We start from the raw sequence: 22,336 nt of genomic DNA, 5'->3' as shown, positions 1-22,336 counted from the left end.
GCTAACCAAGTTATAACCCTTTCACCCTACCCTTCAATCATGTAAAAGAAAGAAAATCGAAAAATATATGCTACATGCATCATTTCATCCATAGTTTATTCATCAAATTCGCTTATAATCATGCCACTCCTCGGGCAGTAGCGAACGATACGGTTCCTGTGTAAAACGATCATCGACCAGCACAAGCACACCCTTGTCTTCTTCCGTCCGAATCAGCCGTCCACCCGCTTGCAGCACTTTGTTCATACCCGGGAAAATATAGGCATAATTGAATCCGTTACGTCCTGTCCGATCATAATAATCACGAAGCACGTTGTTCTCCAGACCAATCTGCGGCAGCCCCGCACCTACCACAACGACGCCATTCAAGCGGTCTCCCGGCAGATCGACACCCTCCGAGAACACGCCACCCATGACGGCAAACACCAATCGTGTTCGTTCAGGATTTGGTTGGAATCCATCCAAAAACTGCTCTCGTTCCAATTCGTTCATGCCCTGCTTCTGTATGACCGTATCCGCTTCATTCGGAAGCTGTGCATAGGTTTCATAGATTTCTCGCATATAAGGATAAGAAGGGAAGAACACCATTAGATTACTGCGCGGCCATTCGCTTACCAGCTGTTGCAGCATCTCTGCAATGGGGCGTCTGGATTGTTCCCTGTCCTTATAACGCACAGATAAGGGCAGAAGTCTCACATCCAACTGTTCACGCTGAAATGGCGATGGAATCTGCAACGTATAATCCTCTTCCTCTGCACCCAGCATATCCCGATAATAGCGAAGGGGTGACAATGTGGCCGAGAAATGAATGAGGGAGCGGAATCCTTTGGCCGTCTGACGAAGCAGCACGGAAGGATCAAGGCAGAACAACTTCACTCTTACTTCGCTTCGTACGCACTCTGCATACGTAATAAAACGCTCATCATACAGCTTGGCAATACGCAGGAAATTCTGTGCCGTGAAGTAGGCATCCAGCAGCAGCTGATCTGTTTCAGCATTCCCCGATCCACCTTCTACAAGACATTGCTCCGCAACCATGACAAAAGGCTCCAGCCGTTCTATCAGTTCCTCTGGTGCCTCCTGCTGTATGATCTTTCCTTCTTCCCCACCATTTTTGCGAAGGGTAATCAGATACTTATCAATGGCTCCCGTGTAGTCAACAATGGCTTTCGCAGCTGGCACACTGCTGCCCAGCGTCTGGAACTCCCTTTTCACATCCAGAAACACCGCCTTCTCCAACTCAGCGGAAAACATCGTTCGGCCACGATCGACCAGATTATGTGCCTCGTCCACCAGTAACACCGTCTTGCGTTTCTGCTCCTCCAACATTCTTTTCAAAGAGATCCTCGGATCGAAAATATAGTTATAATCGCAGATCACCGCATCTGCTGCATACGCCGCATCCAGTGAAAACTCAAACGGACACACCCGATGTTTGCGCGCATACTGCTCGATGACCGGACGTGTCATTAATGTCTCATGTTCCAGCATATCCAGTACGGCCCCGTTAATACGGTCATAATATCCTTCGCACATGCCGCATTGCCCCGTATCACAAGCTTCTTCTTCCTTAAAACAAATCTTATCCTTCGCGGTCAGACTGATCACATGCATCTTCAATCCTTCCGATTGCATCCGGGCAAAAGCTTCTTCTGCCGCCACCCGTGTCGTAGTCCTCGCGGTCAGATAGAACAATCGGTTGGCTTCGCCTTCACCAATCGCTTTGACCGTGGGAAACAGCACGGACATCGTTTTACCGATGCCTGTTGGTGCTTTGGCCATCAATCCCTGACCCTCACGGATCGTCTTGTATACGGCTCCTGCCAGCTTCCGCTGTCCCTCCCGATATTTGCGAAAAGGAAACGGCAGCTCTTTCACACTGATATCACGCTTTTCTTCATATGCAGCGATCATCTCTGCATATGGCGCATAACCGGCAATCACTTCTTCCGCAAACTGCTCCAGTTCCTGTCGCTCTGCCATTCGACGGAATCGTCTTTCTTCATGGGTTACCGAATGCACATACGTCAACTGCACTTGCATACGTGGTTCATCCTGCTGAACGGCGTACATGTAGGCATACATCATGGCCTGCGCCCAGTGTACGGGAAGACCCTCTCCCAGATCATCCAGATTGCCCGCAGTCGATTTGATCTCATCTACCGTTAACTGACCCTCCAACCGGATCAGGCCATCACATCGGCCTTCCACCACATAGGTCAGATCGCCATGTTGAATCTCAGCTTCGAGTACAATCTCTTTCAGATCCTCTTCGGTGTACTCCTTCTGTACCCTCTGATGAATTCGAGTTCCCTCCTGCATCGAGGCATTGGTCCGGAACCCTGGACGTATGCTGCCACTGCGGTACACATACTCCACCAAAGGTCTAACCGATATCCGAATTGTTGTTGTCATACGATCACCCGTTCTGTTTGTAGTGACTATACTTTATCATGAAAAGACGTGCTCAAACCAGTTGATGCACCGATTGGACTCACTGATTCCCATATGCTATGTTGAGGTATATAAGTTGAACTAGTTAATGTTACACTTACCACTCCGATGACAGAACAACCTTCCGATCGCTGTTATCCCCAGATTTTTTTGATCCCCTCTTCATGGGGAAAATCCGGTGATAGCGTATGCTTCCGATGTAGCTTTCTTTCAGAAAGCTTTCAGGCGCACACTTCGCTTCTTCAGGTTATTTCTGTCCTCTGCGTTCTCGTGTAAACGTATAGTTTAACTTACATGGAATGTATTTATATAAGGAGGCAGCTTCTATGTATATCTATTTGGTTCCTTCACCGATTCCGGATGCACTTGCTGCATACCCGCATCTAACTTTGCGAAGCGAAGAGCAGGTGCGCCTGGCTATTGAATCCGCAGAACGCCTGATGAATATCGAGTCTGATGATAAAGTAGCCGCATATGAAGCTTTCGATGCCGCAGGCTCCTGGACTGGCGGAGGTTTTGCTGTTTTGAACAATATCCCTGTCACAGAGGATGGTCGTAACGACTTCGAAGAACGGTTCAAGAACCGTGCCCGCAAGGTAGAAGACGAGCCCGGCTTTGTTGGTATTCGTGTCCTTCGTCCACTCAAGGATGACACCTATGTTGTACTTACACTCTGGCAGTCCGAGGAACATTTCAAAGGCTGGCAGGAATCCCAAGCATATAGTCACGCTCACCGTAACCGCAGTACAAGCGAAGGCCTGACCGCACAGAAGCCATCCATGTTCCCCAGACCTTCTTACGTTACAACGTACACTATAGAATAACGAATCGGGTACGGTCTGGCTTTCCTTACAGCAACCCGCACCCGCCACACCTCTTCCAGCTTGGAAGAGGTTTTTTGTTGTCGATTCATGGCGGCTTTCATTTTTTGACACGGACTTGCTGAGATAGGATAATACTTGTTAAATGAAACTTCGGAAGGGAAGGCGGTACCTTGTCACGCAGTTCACTCACCCGGTTTCTAAGCGGACCGTTTATATTCTTCACCATCATTATGATGATCAAAAGCTCACTGGCCTGGATTGTTATATTCGATGACATCCCTGTCTGGAAGCCACTGCTGACCGAATTGCCGCTCATCTGGATCGGCTTCTGTCTAATTGAGTGGTTTGCTGCCAAACGGCGCATGTGGATATACCTTGCCGTGAATCTGCTACTCTCGGGTATTTTCTTTGCAGCCATCATGTACTACAAATACTACGGCGTAATCGTTAACTATCACGCTCTGGCACAGGTCAATCAGGTGACCTCGGTCAAGAGCAGCATGTTCTCTTTGCTTGACCCCTATTATTTGTTTATTTTTGCAGATGTTCTGATCATTGGGGGGATACTTATTCGGCGCCGGATCAAGCTCGGGAGTACAGAACGCCCGGACCGAATCCCGCTTGAACGACGTGCCAGAAGGCGGGTTGCCTCGGTCATTCTGACCCTGTCCATGATCCTGTGCATGCTCAACATCTACCCCAATCGGGCCAGCATGAGTGAAATTACACAAGCAGAACAAATGGGTATCCTCGGTTACGAGGCATATACCATCCTTGATCGACCTGATAAACCTGTGCCCATTGCTCACATTGATCAGACTGACATCGACCAGCTAAAGCAAACGACTGAACTTCCTGCGATTGTGAAGCAAGGAGCTGCGAGCGGACGCAACGTCATTGTGCTCCAGTTGGAATCGTTCCAGAACTTCCTGATTGGATTAGAGGTAGATGGACAGGAGATCACGCCTAATCTTAATCAATTGGCTAGAGAAAGCGTGTATTTTCCGAACTTCTATCAGCAAGTGGGACAGGGAAATACATCGGATGCAGAATTTGTTGTAAATACATCGTTCTACACCCCGCCGAACGGGGCAGCAACGACTGTATATGCGGATAAAGCTCTGCCAAGTCTACCTAAGCTGATGTCAGCAAACGGGTATCAAACAGCCACATTCCATACGAATGATGTTCATTTCTGGAATCGGGATCAGTTATACAAGGCACTTGGGTTCGACCAGTATTATGATATCGATTATTTTGGCACACAGGACTCTATCGCCTTTTCGGCCTCGGATGAGGTTCTGTATTCCAAAACACTGGATAAGCTGGAATCCATGCAGTCTTCGGGTGATCCCTTCTATGCCCATATCATCTCCATGTCAGCCCACCACCCGTACACGCTGCCTGAAAACAAGGTGAAGCTGACGCTGCCTGAGCGTTACAAGGATACGTTGCCTGGTGATTATCTGATATCACAGCATTATGCCGATCAGGCGGTTGGACAGTTAATTACAGGATTGAAAGAACGGGGATTATGGGAAAATAGCCTGCTCGTCTTTTATGGGGATCACCTGGGACTTCCCATCTATTCGCTTGATCGGGATGACGAGGTCCTCATGAAAGAGTTATATGGCCGGGAATACACATCAGCAGATATGATTAACATTCCACTCATTATCTCGGCCCCAGGCGTTACTCCGGGTGTACAGCTGGAGCAGATCGGAGGCCAGGTGGACATTCTGCCAACGATTGCGGGATTAACTGGAATATCACTGGAGGATCAATTGCACTTTGGTCAAGATTTGCTGCATGAAGGCGGAAATCTGCTACCCGAACGCTACTACCTCCCTTCCGGGTCGGTGCTTAACGATGCTTCTCTCTTCATTCCGGCGAAAGGATACGGGGATGGGACGCATTATTCCCTAGCTGATGCGGGCAGGAAGAATGCGGGGCAACAACAGACAAGTGTTCCTTCAGAAGAGACGCCGAAAATTTCGGGAGAAAAGGGATCTCCAACAGTAACCACACCCAATAACAGTGGCCCGTCTTCTTCACGGTTTATAACGAAGGAACAATATGATCGGGCATTGGATCTTGCACACTTGTCCAACAGTTATTTGAGCCAGTTACCAGATCGGAATGACGCGAACTGATTTTTTTTATATATTTTAAAAGAGCTTCATAGCGAATCACCAAGTACTGATGTTTCTTCAAAATTACACAACTATAACGCACATGATCCATCTTACGAGGATGAACATGTGCGTTATTTGAATTATACGCAATCGGCATCCAACCCTTTTCCGTCTCAGAAGGCTACAAGAGCTGATCAATCAATATTCTTTAAAATATTTCAGTAGTTCCGATTGGAAACTTTCAGCCGTAAAACTACGCTCTCGATTTTTATGAACAATTAGACCATGCGTAAAGCTTATTTTAGAAGTAAAAGGAAGAATTTTTAATTTACCCATCTTTAGTTCGTTTTTGATCGCTATTTTAGGGACCAAGGCAAAACCTTTTCCACAGCATACAAGTTCCTTGATCATCTCAAGACTTGAAAGCTCTAACGCATCCTTAACCACAATCCCTTCATTCTTTAGAACATCTACAGCAGTCGTATGATACAAACAAGATGTGCCGTTACTGATAAACACCTCGTCATTTAGAATCTGCGCCCCTTCACTTTCCACTTTCCGAACCAACTCCTCAGATGCAGCAAAAACAATAGTCTCTTCCATAATCGGATAAAAAAGAATGTCATGTCGCTCAGGGTTTTGAGGAACAATGCCATAATCCAGGGCATAATCCAGCACACCTTTCAGAATATCTTGATGCGCCCCTTGTTCAACACGTAAATTTACGCTTGGAAAGTTTCTCGTATATTCCTGTACAAATGGAAGCATGCGTGTAAGAAAAAAGGATTCCTGTAGTCTAATATTTATTGTTCCGCACGGCTGATCCATATCAATCATACTTTCTTTAAGCGATTCACTTAATTGGACATACTGATAAGCATATTTGGAAAATACTTTTCCAGCTTCCGTAGGTTCCACCCCTCGTGGAAATCGATGAAACAACTTCTGTCCGCAGATCTTCTCCAGCTGTTGAATATGAGTTGTTACTGTGGACTGGACATAACCTAAGCGCTCCCCAGCTCGGCTGAAACTCTTCTCTTCAAGCAAAGCAATAAATGCCTGAAAAAAACGACCCTCTAAGGAATTGATCACATCTTTCACCCTTTTGTATTTTGATTTGAAATAGCTAGCATTCAATCTATTCGTTATTAAAATGAATAGATTGATTATACAATAAAAACATGTCATCACCAGTTGTACAAGTAAGAGAAATAATAGTGGATTTCTTAATGAATCCAAAGGAGATGTAAAAAATGAAGATTAGTTATCAGCAACAGAAGGTTGGAGATGTCGACGTTTTTTACCGTGAAGCCGGGCCTAAGGATGGCCAAGTTATTTTACTATTACACGGGTTTCCATCCTCTAGTCATATGTTTCGCGATCTTATTCCCAAACTGGCAGAACAATACCGTGTCATTGCCCCTGATCTTGCTGGGTTCGGTCGCACAACAACTCCACCGCGTAGTCAGTTTGACTTCACATTTGACAGCCTGTTTCGAGTTATTGAAGGTTTCACTGAAGCATTAGCTCTTAAGAAATATGTAATGTATGTGTTTGATTATGGGGCACCTGTTGGTTATCGATTGGCAGTAGCTCACCCGGAACAAGTTCAAGCCATTATTAGTCAGAATGGTAACGCATATATCGAAGGGTTTAGTGACGCATGGGGACCTTGGGAGATGTATTGGCACTCTCCAACACCTGAAAATCGTGAAGCATGTCGTGATTCCTTAACCCCCGAAACTATCCGTAACTTTCAGTATCTTCATGGAACTGATGCTAGCCTTGTTTCACCAGACGGATATTCACTGGATATTGCCTACATGTCACGCCCGGAAGCTGAAGAAATCCAACTGGATTTAATCCTCGATTATAGAACAAACGTGGATCTTTATCCTGAATTTCAGGCTTATTTCCGCAATTATCAACCTCATCTTCTAGCTGTATGGGGTAAAAATGATCCTGCCTTTCTTCCAGCTGGAGCTTTAGCTTATAAGCGTGATATCCCATCTGCAGAAGTACATTTACTTGATACTGGGCATTTTGCTCTCGAAACACATGTGACAGAGATCCATGAGCTTATTCACCAGTTCTTAAAAAAAATATTTTAAACCCAACGTACATTGGCTCAATCTCAGCCTTGAACTAGTGAAATAGAAAAATCCCGTAGAAAGCAGGTCCAATAATGGCCTGTTCTACGGGATTTTTGCATGACTGTGATCATTCTTCAAGGTACTTGCAACGCCACTATGATCTAATGTTCCATCACGCTCCCGTTTACAACGGCAGTAGCGCAACCGACTTGCGAGCAGTCAATTGCTCTACCATGGCAAGCCATTCCTGCGGTTTATTAGGAAGCACTGCATAATATCGATTCAGGAAATCAGCCACTAGGCTGGCTGGCAGTTCACCAAGCGACTCATCGCCTGGCATGAAGCACAGATCCAAGCCGCCAACCGCTTCGCCGTCACCTTGCCAGGATGGATGAACATACGGGAAGTCCAGACGCTGATATCCCAGATGGGACAATACTTCGCGACGTACATACGGATCCATCGGCTTGATGCCGCCAAACTCGTGATCCTGACTCTGATAAGGGTTATAGATTTCGGCAAACATGCCGAACAATTCTTTCCCGTTTGCTGCAGCAAGCTTTTGCAGATCACGCTTGCGGTGATTCGCCAGGAAACTGCCGATCCCCAGTCCTTCGCGCCCAATAATCGTAAAGTCAGTCATGGCCACGTTCCAGTCCTCGTAATAACGGTACTCTGTCGCTCCAACAACCTGTCCCTCATGCACAGCCACGAACACCCGGATACCCGGATCTTCCAACGGTTCTGCCCACAGTGGGAAGTCCAGCACTTCTTCCCGCGGGAAAATCTCCTGCATCAGCTTGTGCATTTGGGCAAACAATGGATCATTAATGGATGTAATACGCGTAAATTCCATGGATTAATGCCTCCTCAATCGATGATGTATTTCATTTAACATTTCTTTATCTGAATGGATTCTGCCACTCCATCAGGGCTGCATAGTTGCAGGATTCCTCATCGTCCAGATAGTCCGCTGTCACACCAACTGGCATGCGCCCACAACGAAGCAGGAACGATATCACCGGATCACGTCTTTCTCCCGCTGCCACCTGGTTCAGATATTCCTGCGCAGACAGTTGGTCTGCAACCAGATGATAACCTGGCATTCTACCAGCACCTAGTAACCGATCTATATCCTGTGCAATGACAAGATGGTACATCGCCTGCATCATAAGCTGAGCCAATCCCCACTTGCGGTACTTCGGACGAACACAGAGATCGACAATATACAGCGCGTTGCCATCCGGTTGGTGGTTACGAATATAGCCATCATCCGTTACTTCCGCCCACGTATGATTCGCCGGATGTGCTGGGTCCCACTGTATCCGCAGCGAAGTCATCGATCCGGCCAATTCTCCATTTACTTCAATACAGATGGCTCCCTCCGGGTAATGCTGTACATGACTGGTGAGCTGCTCGTGACTCCAGAGCAGCTCTTCCGGATAAGGAGGAGGGAAACTCTCCGCCTGAATGCGAATGAGTTCCTCAAAGTCGGCTGTAACATAATTGCGAACGACTGCCTTTACCCTTTTGCCACTTCGCTCCGGGTCGGTGATCAGCATTTCTTTGGTATACATCGTGCCGGATCGCCCCTTTCCACTGACAAATAAATTCCCTGCTCTGTTCCATTCGGTTATAAAAGTTGCAGTTTTACTCCCAATCGGTATACAGATCTGTACGTCGGTCACGCCAGGTCGTTACCGATCCACGTTCGCGCACCTCATACAACAAGTCCAGATCCAGATCGGCGGTCACGATCATATCGTTGTTAATCTCACCCTCGGCCAGAATGCCACGTGGCGGGAACGGGATATCATTTGGTGTAATAATCGCAGCCTGTCCATAGTTGGCCCGCATGAAGTCAACGGTTGGCAGGTTACCCACGGTTCCGGTTAACACAACATACACCTGATTCTCCACCGCGCGGGCATGGCTCGTATAACGCACACGGTAGAATCCATGGCGATCGTCCGTGCAGGAAGGACAGAAGATCACGTCAGCACCTTTGGCTTTGGCCATCCGCACAATTTCCGGGAATTCAATATCGTAACAGGTCAGCATCGCAATACGGCCTTTATCCGTGTCGAACACCTCAAGTCCATCCCCGGGAGCCATATTCCATTCCTGTACTTCGGTTGGTGTAATGTGAATCTTGTCCTGACGCACGATGCGACCATCCGGGTAGAACATGTGGGCTGTATTATACAGCTTCCCTTCACGGCGAATAACGTGTGTTCCCCCGATGACGTGCATGCCGTACTTGGCAGCAAGTGACGTGAATAGTTGCTCATATCGCTCCGTAAAGTTCGGCAGATCCTCAATTGTCAGTGCATTGCCTTGTTCGTCCCCAATGGACATTAATTGCGTTGTGAAAAATTCCGGAAACAGTACAAATTCGGTTCCGTATTCGCTCGCTGTCCGTATGTAATGCTCAGCCTGAGCGGCAAACTGCTCAAACGAGCTGATTGTGTGCAATTGGTATTGTATAGCGGATACCCGCAGTTTCATGTTCGTACACCTCCACCATTATTATGCTTACCATTGTAACAACGATCCGGGGTCAACAAAAGAGTATTTACACTGGGCACTACAATGACAGAACAATCTTCCAATCGCTTCCTTACTCACCCAACATCGACTGTGTGAAGCTAATCCACTCTCTCGTGGCAAATGAAAGATAGCGGTCCTTCCGCCAGATCATACCGAGCTGCCATGGGATCACCGGTTCCACCACGGGTATGATCCGCACGCGCATATGATCCACCTCACGACAGATCGTCTCGGGCAGTAAGGCTACCCCCAGATTGGCGGCAACCATCGCGCTGAGCAGATCCCACTGGGAGCTCTCATATACCACCCGGGGCTGGAACCCTGCATGCTGACAAGCGACAATAATCCGGTCATGCAACGCAAAATCTTCTCGAAACAGCACGAATGCATCATGTTCGAGTTCACGCAAGGCAACCGACGCTTTACCCGCAAGCGGGTGCGAAGGATGCACGATCAGATTCAGTTTCTCTTCCACAAAAACAAAGTGATCTACCAGTTCATCCACAGTGGGTAGAACAGCAACACCGATATCAAGTGCACCACTGATCACATCGGCCTCCACTTTTTTGGCACCGTCCTCGAATAGTTGAATGGTCACTTGGGGGTAGGCTTTATGGAATTCACCGATAATCATCGGAAAGAAGCTGGAACCGATCATTGGCGGAAGGCCAATCCGCAGATGGCCTTTCTTCAAGTTCATCAGATCGTCCAATTCAGACGACAGATTACGGAACGACTTTTCAATCTCCAGTGCCTGCCGAAAAAACACATGACCCGCATCGGTTAATTCCACTTTCTTACCATATCGGTCCAACAACGTGATACCCAATTCCTCTTCCAGACTCTTGACGGTCTTGCTGATCGTAGGTTGGGTGATATATAGAACTTCAGCGGCTTTCGTGAAGCTTTGTTGCCGGGCGACTTCCAGAAAATATTGCAAATGGCGGATATCCATCGCATGGTTCCCACCTCTCATAGATAAATGGAATAGTAAACATTCTTAATATGCATTTTACTCATGAAAGAATGCCATGTAAAATTTGTGATATCAAATGAATCATTTTCATTTTCATAATAACTTAAACGATTACGTTGATTATACAAGGAGGGATTGAAGTGAAAAAATGGGGCCTTGGTATTGCACAGGTTGCGCTCTTAATGGTTTTTTCACTGCTTATGGACCTGCTGGCCCGTACTCTCCATCTTCCTGTACCGGGTTCGATCCTCGGTATGGTCGTGTTATTCATTCTGCTTCAGACTCGTGTCGTGAAGCTGCGCTGGATTGAAGTTGGAGCGGCCTGGCTGCTCGGTGAACTACTGTTATTTTTTATCCCGTCAGCCGTTGGCATCATGAACTATATGCCCATGTTGGAGCATGACGGATTGCAAATTTTATTCATCGTCCTGCTTAGTACATTCCTGGTCATGTCCTGCACAGGACTGGTTGCTACACGAATCGCCAAACGAAAGGAGCGTCACACCGGATGATTGGATTCCTCTGCCTGTTGTTAACCGTCGGTATCTATTGGGTTACCAAACGAATGTATCGCAATCTGCCGAAAGTATATTTGTCTCCACTGCTCATTACGCCGCTGCTTGTCGTTGGCATATTGCTCGCAACCGGAACGGATTATACCACGTATAGCAGTGGTGGCAAATGGCTGAGTTTGCTGCTTCAACCGGCTACCGTGGCTTTTGCCGTACCACTCTACACCTTTTTCCATGTACTCAAAAAACATATTTCCGAGATTGTCTTCAGTGTGATGACCGGTTCGGTCGTAGCCGTACTTTCTTCTGCCCTGCTTGCCAAATGGTTACGCCTGGATTCAGGGCTGATCCACAGCTTAATCCCGCGCTCCATTACAACACCCATTGCCATGAACGTATCAGCAACCATTGGTGGTATTCCCGCAGTGACAGCTGTTTTTGTTATTATGACAGGCCTGCTCGGAGTGATTATGGGACCTTCGATCGTTAAGATGCTGCGCATCGATGGGGAGATTGCACGAGGCACACTATTTGGAACCGGTGCCCATGGCACAGGGACATCCAAGGCATTTGAACTGAGTTCCCTGACCGGTACCATCTCCAGTATCTCCATGGTGCTCGCCGCATTGTTCACTTTAGCCGTTGCACCCATCCTTTCCAAACTTATTTTCCCATAATAGATGGAATTATCCCACTTTTTTGAAATATTATTGTTGTATTAAAGCCCTTTCTTCCTTACAATAAGGACAGGTTTTAATTGTGAATATTGCGGGGGAGATGCGATGAAAAGAACCGGAATGAAGAGATCTCTGGACCGTCTTGGACGAATTGTCCTTCCCAAAGAAATGCGGGATACGATGGAAATCCATATCGGCGATCCGCTTGAGTTTTTCATTGAAGGGAAAGAGTTGATTTTAAGAAAGTACAAATCAACATTATGTATTTTTTGCGGTGATGTAGATACGGAAATGTATTTCAAAGAGCAATTCATCTGCCGGACTTGTGCAATTCAATTAAAACACCCGGATGACTCTCCCGACTGGTTCGTACCTCAGAACAAACAGGCTCCTGCACCCGTGGAGCGTCCTGCTACCAAATCCGCCTCAGTCTCATCTCCCGCTAGGGAAGAAGGGACCACAGCTGACAACCCAGAATATCCGGACCTGCGGCCGAAGACGGCACGCATGCTGCAACAGATGAAAGAAATTGTTGAACAGAATCCCGGTTTGGCTCAACAGCAAATTGCGGAAAAGCTTGGCATTAGCCAAGGACGCGTCTCTCAATTAAAAAAGTTACTATAATAAGAATGGTATTCGATCATTTATAGTCAGAAGACCTTCCGATTCAGGAAGTCCCGCTGCAAGAGAACCCGTTGTGTTTCGTGGGTTCTTCTTTTTTTATATTCATATCGGATTGGAAAGGAGTTCTATGGATAAAATCTTATATTTATCACAATTCGACCTGATGTCCTCCCTATCAGAAGCCGACCTGATTGAAATGGATGGGATGACTTCTATCACGACCATACTTAAGAACAGGCCGATCCAGACTCCGGATACGTTTACAGAAGGTTTCTATTTTGTAAAACGGGGAAAGGTTCGTATATATACATTGAACCCGGAGGGCAAGCAGTTCACTCTCGATATTTTGACAGAAGGTAACGTGTTTGGAGAAATGAACGGAATCTCACTCGGAACACGTAACGTTTATATTGAAACGATGGAGGAGTGTGATATTTGCCTGATGGACAAGCTACGTTTTGAGCAGTTTCTGATTGAACATCCAGAATTCATGATGAGACTGATGAACGTACTAAGCGAGCGGATCAAACGAATGAGTGAGTTAACACATACGCTCGCACTGGGTAACCTGCATGAAAAGGTGATACATAATCTCTTCCGGCTGGCCGAACAGATGGGATGGATCGAAGAGGATGAGTACTGCCGGATTCAACTCGCGCTTACCCATCAGGAGATCGCCTGGATGGCGGGAGCCACACGGGAATCGGTTACGATTGTCATGCAAGAGTTAGCAAGAGCAGGCCGGATTCGTACCGGATTGAAATCCGTCTCTCTCCATCGTGACGAAATCGCTACCTTCCGGAAAATCACTGCCCACTTGTAAGATGCCTTACATCTCTGTTCTCCGGCTAGTTGTATTGTATAACTCATGAGTCTATACAATTAAGGAGGAGTATACCGTTGGCTGCTAAGTCAGATCTGATTATCCCTGAAGACATTCTTCTTCGCAAAGGTGCCCGTAAAGCAACGGAAATCCCCGCGCATATCCGCAATTGGCTACAAGCAGGACATATCGAATCGGTCAATTTGACCGAATGGCTGGCAGTAGATCATGTATTTCTTTTTCAGAAGGTTACCCATGAATGGAGCATGGATGCCGAAACTAGAGCAATTACCGAACAGTTAAAACAGATGAACGAGCAGCGGATCATGAAAATCATCCCGGCCATAGCTATGCAATGGCTTGATCTGTTGAAGCGTCTAACCGTCAATGAACAAACGAATCTCTTCCGTTCCATTGCAGAACATCGTTCAGACAGTGTTCGCTGCTGGGCAGCTTATATCATTGGGCTGGATTCGAGTCTTAACCTGATTGAAAAGTTGGAGTACATTCGACCCTTTGCAGCAGATCATCACTTTGGTGTAAGAGAAATCGCCTGGATGGCTGTACGAGAGTCCATCTCTGTCGAATTATCCGCAGCCTTGCAACATTTAATCCCATGGAGCGTTGATCCTGATCCAATGATCCGTCGGTTTGCCATAGAATCAATCAGACCTCGCGGCGTCTGGGCCAAACATATTCAGGAGCTAAAAGAACATCCCGCAATGGCCCTTCCCTTGCTTGACGCAGTAAAATCCGATACCCATAAGTATGTACAGGATTCGGTAAGCAACTGGTTGAACGATGCCAGCAAGACGAACCCGGAGTGGGTGCGGCAGATCTGTGACACTTGGATTCAGCAGTCGGATACCAAGCATACGCTGCGAATCGTCACACGCGCCAAACGAAGTCTTTCATAGAAAAAGATGACCATCGCTCATTGGCAGTGGTCATCTTATGTATAGGCATCCACGTATTGCATTCCTGTTGAAGGGATATCTTTCGCTTACGCCTGAATGGCGTCCAACTGTCCTTCTTCTTCCTCTTCCAATCTGCGCATGCCCACAATCAGGACAATAATGTTAGCTACCAGCAACACAGCCGGGAACGGAACAGCAGCATATTGTGCATAGATCAGATGACTTCCCACAGCCCCAATCAGAATGAATGTCAGTATGCCAGAAGCCAGGATGCGAGTCCGTGGAATCAGCAGCCCCACTGCGCTGAGCAGTTCCATAGCACCAAGCAGATACATGGTCCATGTCGGATAAGAGAAACTTTCGAATGTCTGAATCATCATGTCTGCTCCACTAATCTTGTTAAACCCTGTCATGACGAATACCCCTGCAAGCACAACCAGAAAAACATAACCCAAAATTTTGTTCATATGTATATCCTCCTATAACGAATTGTATGTTCCTACTATGGGATGATTAAGTTTGCGATAAGTAGTAAAAAAGGATCTATGTAAAAGTTCCCAAAGGAACTCTGTTTTCACAGGGTCAGTCTCGTTCAATTTCAAAATAGTACGCGTTCATATTATACGCATTATTTATCACCAACTTACTTTTGTGAAGTAAGTATATAATAATAATATAATTTCTTCAAGTAATTTTTCACTAAATGATGTATAATACATACAAAAGGTATGTTACAGTATATTTTGTAGTAACCCTCATTTCATTCACTTGAATGTTCTACCATTCTTAGAGCGGCAGAAACCATGTCCTTTCATATACACTGCGGAAAAAATGATCATGAATCGAGGTGAACACGTTGAAGCTGAAAAAAGTAAAAGCACCAAGTCCCTGTATGATCACTCAGGCCATAGACATTATAGGCAAGAAGTGGGTACTGTTAATCATGTACCAACTGTTGTCCGGACCCAAGCGCTTTACGGAGCTTGAAGCAGAGATGGCGATCAGTGGACGACTTTTATCGGAGCGATTGAAGGAAATGGAGACGGAAGGTATCGTTACCCGGCACATGTTTCCCGAGATACCTCCCCGTGTAGAGTATGAATTAACACCTAAAGGCAGAGCCATTGAACCTGTCATTGATCAGATCTACAGCTGGTCTTCCGACTGGTTGAAACAGCAGAAATCCGAGTAGTTAAATTCCTACTCCATGACATGACATTACACTCCACACAAACACAAATACGCCTAAATCAGGCTGATCTGCGGATCAGTTCCCGATTCAGGCGTATTTATATTACATTCAACTTTTATTAATGAGAAAGATGCTTTGAAGGCTGAAGCTGTACAGGCAGGCCGGAATCTGCCGATGCCAGCGCCGCCGTCGTAATCTCCTGTGTACGACAGGCATCCGCATAATCGGACAGAATCCGTGAACGGTCTCCCGTACGCAAGGCGTGAATGAAAGCTTCATTCTCACGCTCATACGGATTATGTCCTGCCGGAATCTCCAAACCTGCCATCGCATGTGTTGCGGCACTTGGCAGAAGCAAACGTTCCGGCGTCCAATCCCACACGCCTGCATCCGTGTAGAACTGTAGCCCTGCGCCGCCCTCTCCGTCAGGCAACAGACATGTATTGGCGATACTGGCAATCGCTCCACTTTCCAGCTTGAGCGTCACATTCGCCACATCGGCAACAGTGACATGCTCATGCTTCTCATGCATGCTACGCTGAGCTGCTACGGCATATACCTCCGTGACTTCTCCTGCACAATACCGAAGCAAGTCTACAATATGTGTAGTCTGCTCCACGAACTGTCCTCCTGAACCATCCTGACGCCGCCACCAGGCAACTCCTGGCATTCCGCCCATCCAGCGGCCAAGAGCCATGCCGACCGTCTGTTCTTTCATGGCCTGCTGTAATACCTGAGCAGCCTCCTGATAACGGAAATGGTATCCGACAGAGGTTAACAATCCGCTCTTCTGCACCTGAGCGAGCACCTGACGTGGAACGTCCATTCCAGTACTCAGCGGCTTCTCGACCAGGAATGGAATTCCGCGACGATTCAATTCAGACTCAATCGATCCGTGAGACATCGGAGGCACACAGATATACACCGCATCCAGTTTCTCACCATCCAGCATATGTTTAAGTTCACCGTAACCAACAGCATCATAGACGGAGGCCATAGCCTCTGCCTTTTCCAACGTTGTTCCACAGACACTCGCAACACGAACACCTTCCATTCGTGCGAGAATATCCGCATGTACCTTACTGAACCAGCCTGTTCCAATGATTCCGATCTGTAATGTCATGGATGTAATCCCCTCTCTGTGTTACACGCTTACATGTTCCATTCGACTCTCAGCCTTGAAATCCTGCCTTAGATTTTGCCGGATGCTTCCAACAACAGCTGATCCAGTTCCTGTGCATGCAATACCGCTTGCTCTTCAGACCAGTTCAAACGCCCGGCCATATAGGAGATAACCGCTGCCTTATAACGGCGGACTTCATCAATACGGAAAAATAGAGCTCCTGTTCTTCGCACCAAAAAATCTGATGGAGTTACTGCCATCTCTTCTTCGATCGCGTAACAGAGCATCAGCAGCAGCTCCTGTGGCATGCCATGAAGCTCGGCCTTGGTCCGTGGATCAGGCATTCGCTCATACAGTGCCTTCACATTGGAACCATACGTGCGAGTCAGCCGCTCTGCAGCAGGTCGAGCAAGCCCCAGAGCGACGCCATCCTTGATCTTGCGCTCCGCATACGATACGAATCCAGCCGATCCCCCTACATCACCGCCGGAGATGGGCATCTTCTTCGTTACACAAGGTCCTATGGAATGTCCATGCTCCTGCTCCATCTGACGCGCGACCAGATCAACGACCATCTCGGCCATTTTGCGGTATCCGGTTAATTTGCCCCCGGCAATGGTAATCAGATTGGAATCAGAGACCCAGACTTCATCTTTACGTGAAATTTCGGAAGGATTCTTGCCTTCCTCATGAATAAGTGGTCGTACACCCGCCCATCCAGATTCCACATCCTCGGTACCAACCCGTACATCTGGAAACATGTCATTGACTGCATTAATGACATAATCACGGTCGGAGTCGGAAATTTGGGGATGTGCAGGATCGTCCTGATATACGGTGTCGGTTGTCCCTACATAGGTTTTGCCATCACGCGGGACAGCAAACACCATTCGACCATCAGGTGTATCAAAATAAACCGCCTGTCTTAGCGGGAATCGTTCACCATCGAAGACCAGATGAATACCTTTGGTCATTTGTAGCGTTTTCCCCTGGCGCGAACCATCCAATTCCCGCAGCCCATCCACCCATGGACCAGAAGCGTTGATCACCTTGCTTGCTTTGAGCGTATAGGTTTGACCACTGATCTGATCCATGGCTTCAATACCTGTAATTTTGCCATTCTCCTTCAGAAAACCTGTTGCCTTCACATAGTTCACTGCCTGTGCCCCACGTTTGACAGCTTCTTTAATGACTTCAATGGTAAGCCTGGCATCGTCTGTCCGGTACTCCACATAGAGCCCACCACCCAACAACCCCTGTTTACGTAGTAAAGGTTCGCTATCTGACACCGCTCCAGCATTCAACATTTGGCGCCGTTCACTGCGCTTCACCCCGGCGAGCCGATCATACACCATCAGTCCAATGGATGTGCTGAAGCGGCCAAACGTCCCTGCCGTATAGATCGGTAGCAACATCGGTTCTGGTGTGGTCACATGTGGCCCATTCTCGTACACTACAGCCCGCTCCCGTCCTACCTCCGCAACCATCTTCACTTCATATTGCTTCAAATAACGCAATCCGCCATGGACAAGCTTGGTCGAACGACTGGATGTACCTGCTGCAAAATCCTGCATTTCGACAAGCGCTGTCTTCAATCCACGGGAAGCCGCATCCAATGCAATCCCTGCGCCTGTAATTCCACCGCCAATAATCAATACGTCAAAATGTGCATTCGCCATACTTTGCAAATACTCAGTTCGGTGTGCTGACGAGAACGTTTCTGCCATCCTTGAACCTCCCATTGATTCCCTTTATGTTTCCGCAAAAAAAACAAAAAAAGGACCACGTCATTCGCTCAGCAATTGCTGAGCGGCACGTGGTCCCTCCCGATCTCCAGACATCATTTTTTAACTTGTGCCTTTATCCTATCACAGATTTTTGACGGCGTGAAGTCCTGAAATGACACATTATTCAAAAAAAATTCAAAAAGTTGTTCTGCCAAAGGATGGAATTTCAAATGAATCCACTAACCTTAGTATTTTCCTTATAGTGGGCATATGGTTTTGCTTCTCCAGGAAGAATAACCCTGTAAATTGTGCATCATTTTCCACCAGTAAATATCATTTATAACATAAGTTTAGTTAAAAAGTACAAATACCCACATCAAGAGGATTGCAGTTCAATTTCATTTCTTTTCTTTTATTTAAAAGCCATTGCTGCGTTCACTGCACGCTTCCAGCCTGCATACAGTTCTGTCCGTTGTTGCTCAGCCATAGCAGGCCGGAAGACACGTTCGGTATTTTCATGATCGGTCAATTCATCCGCGTTCGTCCAATATCCAACCGCCAGCCCTGCCAGATAAGCCGCACCCAATGCAGTCGTTTCATTCACGGTCGGTCGTTCGACAGGAATGCCCAGAATATCACTCTGGAATTGCATAAGGAAATCATTGGCCGCCGCGCCGCCATCAACACGCAGAGCATGCACGGGAATACCTGAGTCGGATTCCATTGCCTCCAATACATCTTTGGTCTGATATGCCAACGCCTCCAGCGTAGCACGGATAAAGTGTTCCTTCGTCGTACCTCGGGTCATGCCAAACACCGCACCCTTAACCTCACTATCCCAATAAGGGCTTCCCAGTCCGACAAATGCAGGTACCATATAAACGCCGTCTGTCGAAGGCACGCGTGAGGCGTATTCCTCACTATCTTTTGATGAACGAAGCATCCTTAATCCGTCACGCAGCCACTGAACCGCAGACCCTGCAACAAAAATGCTGCCTTCGAGCGCATATTCAACCTTGCCATTCATCCCCCAGGCAATCGTCGTAATCAGTCCGTGATCGGATTGTACCGGGTTCTCTCCCGTATTCATAAGCATAAAACAACCGGTCCCATATGTATTTTTCATACTGCCCTTGGTGTAACAGCCCTGACCAAACATCGCTGCCTGCTGATCTCCTGCCGCTCCCGCAATCGGAATTCGATGACCGAAGAAATGATAATCTGTCGTATGTGCATACACCTCGGATGAACCTCGCACCTCTGGCAGCATGGCCTTGGGAATGTCGAGGATAGCCAACAATTCGTCATCCCATTGCAGATCATAGATGTTATAGATCAGGGTACGTGAGGCATTGGATATATCCGTGACATGTGTCCCCCCGCTCAGTTTCCAGATCAGCCAGCTATCAATCGTGCCAAACAGCAATTCACCCTTCTCGGCTCGCTTCCGGGCACCAGGGACATGATCCAGAATCCACTTGACCTTCGTTCCCGAGAAGTAGGGATCGATCAGTAATCCTGTTTTGCTTCGGAAAAGGTCTCCGAGTCCCTGCATCTTCAATTCTTCACAGATATCTGCGGTCTGTCTGGACTGCCATACGACCGCATTATAGATAGGTCTGCCTGTTTCTTTGTCCCATACCACGACGGTCTCCCGTTGATTCGTAATTCCAATTCCGGCAATCTGGACCGGTTTGATCCCGCTCTCTGCCAGACACGAGGCCATCACGGCTAGAATGGAACTCCAGATTTCGTTGGCATTCTGCTCTACCCAGCCCGGTTTGGGAAAATATTGAGGGAATTCCTGCTGTGCAATGTGCACAATCTCCCCGCCGCGATTAAACAGAATAGCTCGGGAGCTTGTCGTTCCCTGATCCAGAGCCAATATATATTTTTCCATACAGACAACCTCCTGTTGTGGGTTCTTTTTACGGTGTAAGCGATTTCTCAAAGTGTCGGATCAGATCTGCGTTGGATGTGGTCACTGCCGTAGCCCCTACGCCAAGTGCAAGTTCAACCTCTTCCGGTGAACGGATCAATCCCCCCGCAATAATGGGGATGCCCGTGCGTACAGATACTTCCGCAATAATATGCGGAATGACGCCAGGTAGTACCTCAATATAATCAGGTTGGGTTTTGGCCAGCAACAGATAACTTTTCTCCAATGCATGGGTGTCCAGCAGGAAAATACGTTGAATCGCTGTAATGCCTTTCTGCTTCGCCTTCTGAATGACACTTGCACGTGTAGAGATCAGCCCTGCCGGGCGAATGTGCTGACACAGATACTCTGCCGCATACTCATCGTTCTTCAATCCCTGTACCAGATCTGCATGCAAAAGTATCTTTTTGTCATACCGCCGAGCCTCGTCCATTACACTCTGAAGCTGTGCAATATGGGTTTCCAGCATCACCCCATAGGTATAAGGGCCTTCAATTATCGCTTCAAACTGCTTCATGCTCTTCGCAGCCGGCAACATACGTTGTCCCTCAAATGGCACCTTCGTTCCTCCCGCATTCATCAGATGCCTATATTGTATAATCCGTACTGTGCGAACGGCAAGCATTCCGTGAATCAGAAAAATCTGAGCACTGCGTTATGATCCATACAAAAAAGCCGCTGCATACTTCTCCATATCGGAGAGTACAACAACGGCTAATCAGCTAATCGTATATGTTCAATGAATAATGATTAAGCTTGCGCATGTGGAAGCAGCGTCTCTGCCACAGCCCAGCCATCACTTTCCGCCAAGTGACCAGAACGGTTCACTTTCGTTTGCAGGTATTTCTCGTTGAAAGCAGAGCGATCTCCCCACAGTGGCACACGTCCGCCCACATTTAATCCCGCTTCCTGCAAAGCAGCCAGCTTCCGTGGGTTGTTCGTGATCAATGTAACCGGTGCGGAGCGAAGCGCACGCAACACAGCAATCGCATCGTCATAATTACGGGCATCGTCCGTGAATCCGAGCTGCAAGTTCGCATCTACCGTATCCAGACCTTCTTCTTGCAAAATGTACGCCATGGCTTTGCTGAACAGACCGATGCCACGGCCTTCATGGTTCGCAAGGTAGAATAGTGCGCCTGCTCCGTGTGCGGCAATCATCTTCATGGATTGCTCCAGTTGGAAACCGCAGTCACAGCGTTTGCTGCCAAAGATGTCGCCTGTATGACAGATACTGTGCATGCGAATAAGGGCATCCTGTGCTTCGGCAAAGTCGCCATACACCAGGACACTGGATTGCTGGCGCTCTGCCAGTTCAGCAGCAGCAAGAGATTCAATTAACTCGCCGCTCTCCATCGCTTTGTCTGACTTCATCCAGCTATACCACTGGAATGTCTTGGTCTCCCCATCGAGGTTTACCGGGAGCTTAATCGGTCCCACGAGGTATATGAATTCTTTTCCACTCGGAAAAGTCTGAATTTTAGGGGCAAGCAGTTGAATAATATGTGAATTGATCATTGTCGTTCCTCCTGTTTAGGCCAACTTGTCTGTTGATTGATTCGCATCCAAAGCGAAATTGGATCACTTGGACGTTATATAGTACGCATCTATATTATTCTCATCATCATTAGTTACTTTATGTAAGTTAGTTTAGAATAAAAATTATAATGTGTCAAGTAACTTTTATTTTTAAAGTAACTACCCAATTTATGTTACGCAACCGACACAAATATGTGTTTCATTTCAGGAATATTGGGTATGAGTTTATAA

At 47.3% G+C, this 22,336-nt stretch carries 21 protein-coding genes; 9 read left to right on the top strand and 12 right to left on the bottom strand.

The genetic code is table 11. The features are described from left to right. Positions 1-102: 102 nt before the first annotated feature. On the bottom strand, positions 103-2,415 hold the full coding sequence (locus OM416_RS20725) for an ATP-dependent DNA helicase (RefSeq protein WP_264932646.1): 2,313 nt from the start codon (positions 2,413-2,415) through the stop codon (positions 103-105). A 365-nt stretch (positions 2,416-2,780) separates the two neighbouring features. Here OM416_RS20725 and OM416_RS31825 point away from each other — a divergent pair, with 365 nt between their 5' ends. Together OM416_RS31825 and OM416_RS20715 are read left to right on the top strand one after the other, a co-directional pair. Beyond that, a complete protein-coding gene (locus OM416_RS31825; RefSeq protein WP_319951921.1) occupies positions 2,781-3,278 on the top strand; it encodes an antibiotic biosynthesis monooxygenase in 498 nt (165 codons plus the stop codon). Positions 3,279-3,448: 170 nt separating this feature from the next. Then, entirely contained in the window at positions 3,449-5,431 is a 1,983-nt protein-coding gene (locus tag OM416_RS20715) for an LTA synthase family protein (RefSeq protein ID WP_264932645.1), read from the top strand. Positions 5,432-5,611: 180 nt separating this feature from the next. On the opposite strand, the gene OM416_RS20710 is transcribed toward OM416_RS20715, so the two are convergent. Further along, positions 5,612-6,505, bottom strand: coding sequence for a LysR family transcriptional regulator (locus OM416_RS20710; protein ID WP_264932644.1), 894 nt, complete (start codon positions 6,503-6,505; stop codon positions 5,612-5,614). Between the two features lie 161 nt (positions 6,506-6,666). On the opposite strand from OM416_RS20710, the gene OM416_RS20705 reads away from it, so the two are divergent. Further along, positions 6,667-7,524 (top strand): alpha/beta fold hydrolase, encoded by an 858-nt coding sequence (locus tag OM416_RS20705; RefSeq protein ID WP_264932643.1) that lies wholly within the window; start codon positions 6,667-6,669, stop codon positions 7,522-7,524. A 166-nt stretch (positions 7,525-7,690) separates the two neighbouring features. On the opposite strand, the gene OM416_RS20700 is transcribed toward OM416_RS20705, so the two are convergent. From OM416_RS20700 to cidR, 4 genes are all read right to left on the bottom strand, one after another. Continuing rightward, positions 7,691-8,362 (bottom strand): GNAT family N-acetyltransferase, encoded by a 672-nt coding sequence (locus OM416_RS20700; protein WP_264932642.1) that lies wholly within the window; start codon positions 8,360-8,362, stop codon positions 7,691-7,693. 46 nt (positions 8,363-8,408) lie between these two features. Next, positions 8,409-9,083: a GNAT family N-acetyltransferase gene (locus OM416_RS20695; protein ID WP_264932641.1), complete on the bottom strand. Its 675-nt coding sequence runs from the start codon at positions 9,081-9,083 to the stop codon at positions 8,409-8,411. 73 nt (positions 9,084-9,156) lie between these two features. Then, a complete protein-coding gene (locus OM416_RS20690) occupies positions 9,157-10,014 on the bottom strand; it encodes a carbon-nitrogen hydrolase family protein (protein WP_264932640.1) in 858 nt (285 codons plus the stop codon). A 112-nt stretch (positions 10,015-10,126) separates the two neighbouring features. Beyond that, entirely contained in the window at positions 10,127-11,011 is an 885-nt protein-coding gene (gene cidR / locus OM416_RS20685) for a cidABC operon transcriptional activator CidR (RefSeq protein WP_264932639.1), read from the bottom strand. Between the two features lie 161 nt (positions 11,012-11,172). Between cidR and OM416_RS20680 the strand changes: the two genes are divergently transcribed. The 5 genes from OM416_RS20680 to OM416_RS20660 all read left to right on the top strand — a co-directional run bounded on the left by OM416_RS20680 (position 11,173) and on the right by OM416_RS20660 (position 14,585). Further along, a complete protein-coding gene (locus tag OM416_RS20680) occupies positions 11,173-11,544 on the top strand; it encodes a CidA/LrgA family protein (RefSeq protein ID WP_017691758.1) in 372 nt (123 codons plus the stop codon). Beyond that, positions 11,541-12,221 (top strand): CidB/LrgB family autolysis modulator, encoded by a 681-nt coding sequence (locus OM416_RS20675; protein ID WP_062836798.1) that lies wholly within the window; start codon positions 11,541-11,543, stop codon positions 12,219-12,221. Before OM416_RS20680 ends, OM416_RS20675 begins: the two co-directional genes overlap by 4 nt. Before the next feature lie 105 nt (positions 12,222-12,326). Next, the gene (locus OM416_RS20670; RefSeq protein ID WP_264932638.1) at positions 12,327-12,845 is read left to right on the top strand and encodes an AbrB/MazE/SpoVT family DNA-binding domain-containing protein; all 519 of its coding nucleotides are present in this window, start codon (positions 12,327-12,329) and stop codon (positions 12,843-12,845) included. 127 nt (positions 12,846-12,972) lie between these two features. Beyond that, positions 12,973-13,668 (top strand): Crp/Fnr family transcriptional regulator, encoded by a 696-nt coding sequence (locus OM416_RS20665; protein WP_264932637.1) that lies wholly within the window; start codon positions 12,973-12,975, stop codon positions 13,666-13,668. 77 nt (positions 13,669-13,745) lie between these two features. Beyond that, on the top strand, positions 13,746-14,585 hold the full coding sequence (locus OM416_RS20660; RefSeq protein ID WP_264932636.1) for a DNA alkylation repair protein: 840 nt from the start codon (positions 13,746-13,748) through the stop codon (positions 14,583-14,585). A gap of 86 nt (positions 14,586-14,671) precedes the next feature. Here the strand turns inward: OM416_RS20660 and OM416_RS20655 are convergent, their stop codons facing one another. Next, on the bottom strand, positions 14,672-15,052 hold the full coding sequence (locus OM416_RS20655) for a DoxX family protein (protein WP_264932635.1): 381 nt from the start codon (positions 15,050-15,052) through the stop codon (positions 14,672-14,674). Between the two features lie 425 nt (positions 15,053-15,477). Here OM416_RS20655 and OM416_RS20650 point away from each other — a divergent pair, with 425 nt between their 5' ends. Next, positions 15,478-15,777 (top strand): winged helix-turn-helix transcriptional regulator, encoded by a 300-nt coding sequence (locus OM416_RS20650; protein ID WP_026081419.1) that lies wholly within the window; start codon positions 15,478-15,480, stop codon positions 15,775-15,777. Positions 15,778-15,895: 118 nt separating this feature from the next. Here the strand turns inward: OM416_RS20650 and OM416_RS20645 are convergent, their stop codons facing one another. The 5 genes from OM416_RS20645 to OM416_RS20625 form a co-directional block, all read right to left on the bottom strand. Then, the gene (locus tag OM416_RS20645; RefSeq protein ID WP_264932634.1) at positions 15,896-16,900 is read right to left on the bottom strand and encodes a Gfo/Idh/MocA family protein; all 1,005 of its coding nucleotides are present in this window, start codon (positions 16,898-16,900) and stop codon (positions 15,896-15,898) included. A 68-nt stretch (positions 16,901-16,968) separates the two neighbouring features. Beyond that, the gene (locus tag OM416_RS20640) at positions 16,969-18,627 is read right to left on the bottom strand and encodes a glycerol-3-phosphate dehydrogenase/oxidase (RefSeq protein WP_319951920.1); all 1,659 of its coding nucleotides are present in this window, start codon (positions 18,625-18,627) and stop codon (positions 16,969-16,971) included. A gap of 412 nt (positions 18,628-19,039) precedes the next feature. Then, the gene (gene glpK, locus OM416_RS20635) at positions 19,040-20,527 is read right to left on the bottom strand and encodes a glycerol kinase GlpK (protein ID WP_264932633.1); all 1,488 of its coding nucleotides are present in this window, start codon (positions 20,525-20,527) and stop codon (positions 19,040-19,042) included. 28 nt (positions 20,528-20,555) lie between these two features. Further along, positions 20,556-21,125, bottom strand: a complete 570-nt coding sequence (locus tag OM416_RS20630; protein WP_062836792.1) for a glycerol-3-phosphate responsive antiterminator — start codon at positions 21,123-21,125, stop codon at positions 20,556-20,558. A gap of 191 nt (positions 21,126-21,316) precedes the next feature. After that, on the bottom strand, positions 21,317-22,084 hold the full coding sequence (locus tag OM416_RS20625) for a GTP cyclohydrolase II (RefSeq protein ID WP_264932632.1): 768 nt from the start codon (positions 22,082-22,084) through the stop codon (positions 21,317-21,319). Positions 22,085-22,336: the final 252 nt, after the last annotated feature.

This window comes from Paenibacillus sp. LS1, assembly GCF_026013365.1.
GTDB lineage: Bacteria > Bacillota > Bacilli > Paenibacillales > Paenibacillaceae > Paenibacillus.
This window is presented reverse-complemented; position numbering and strand designations above follow the sequence as displayed.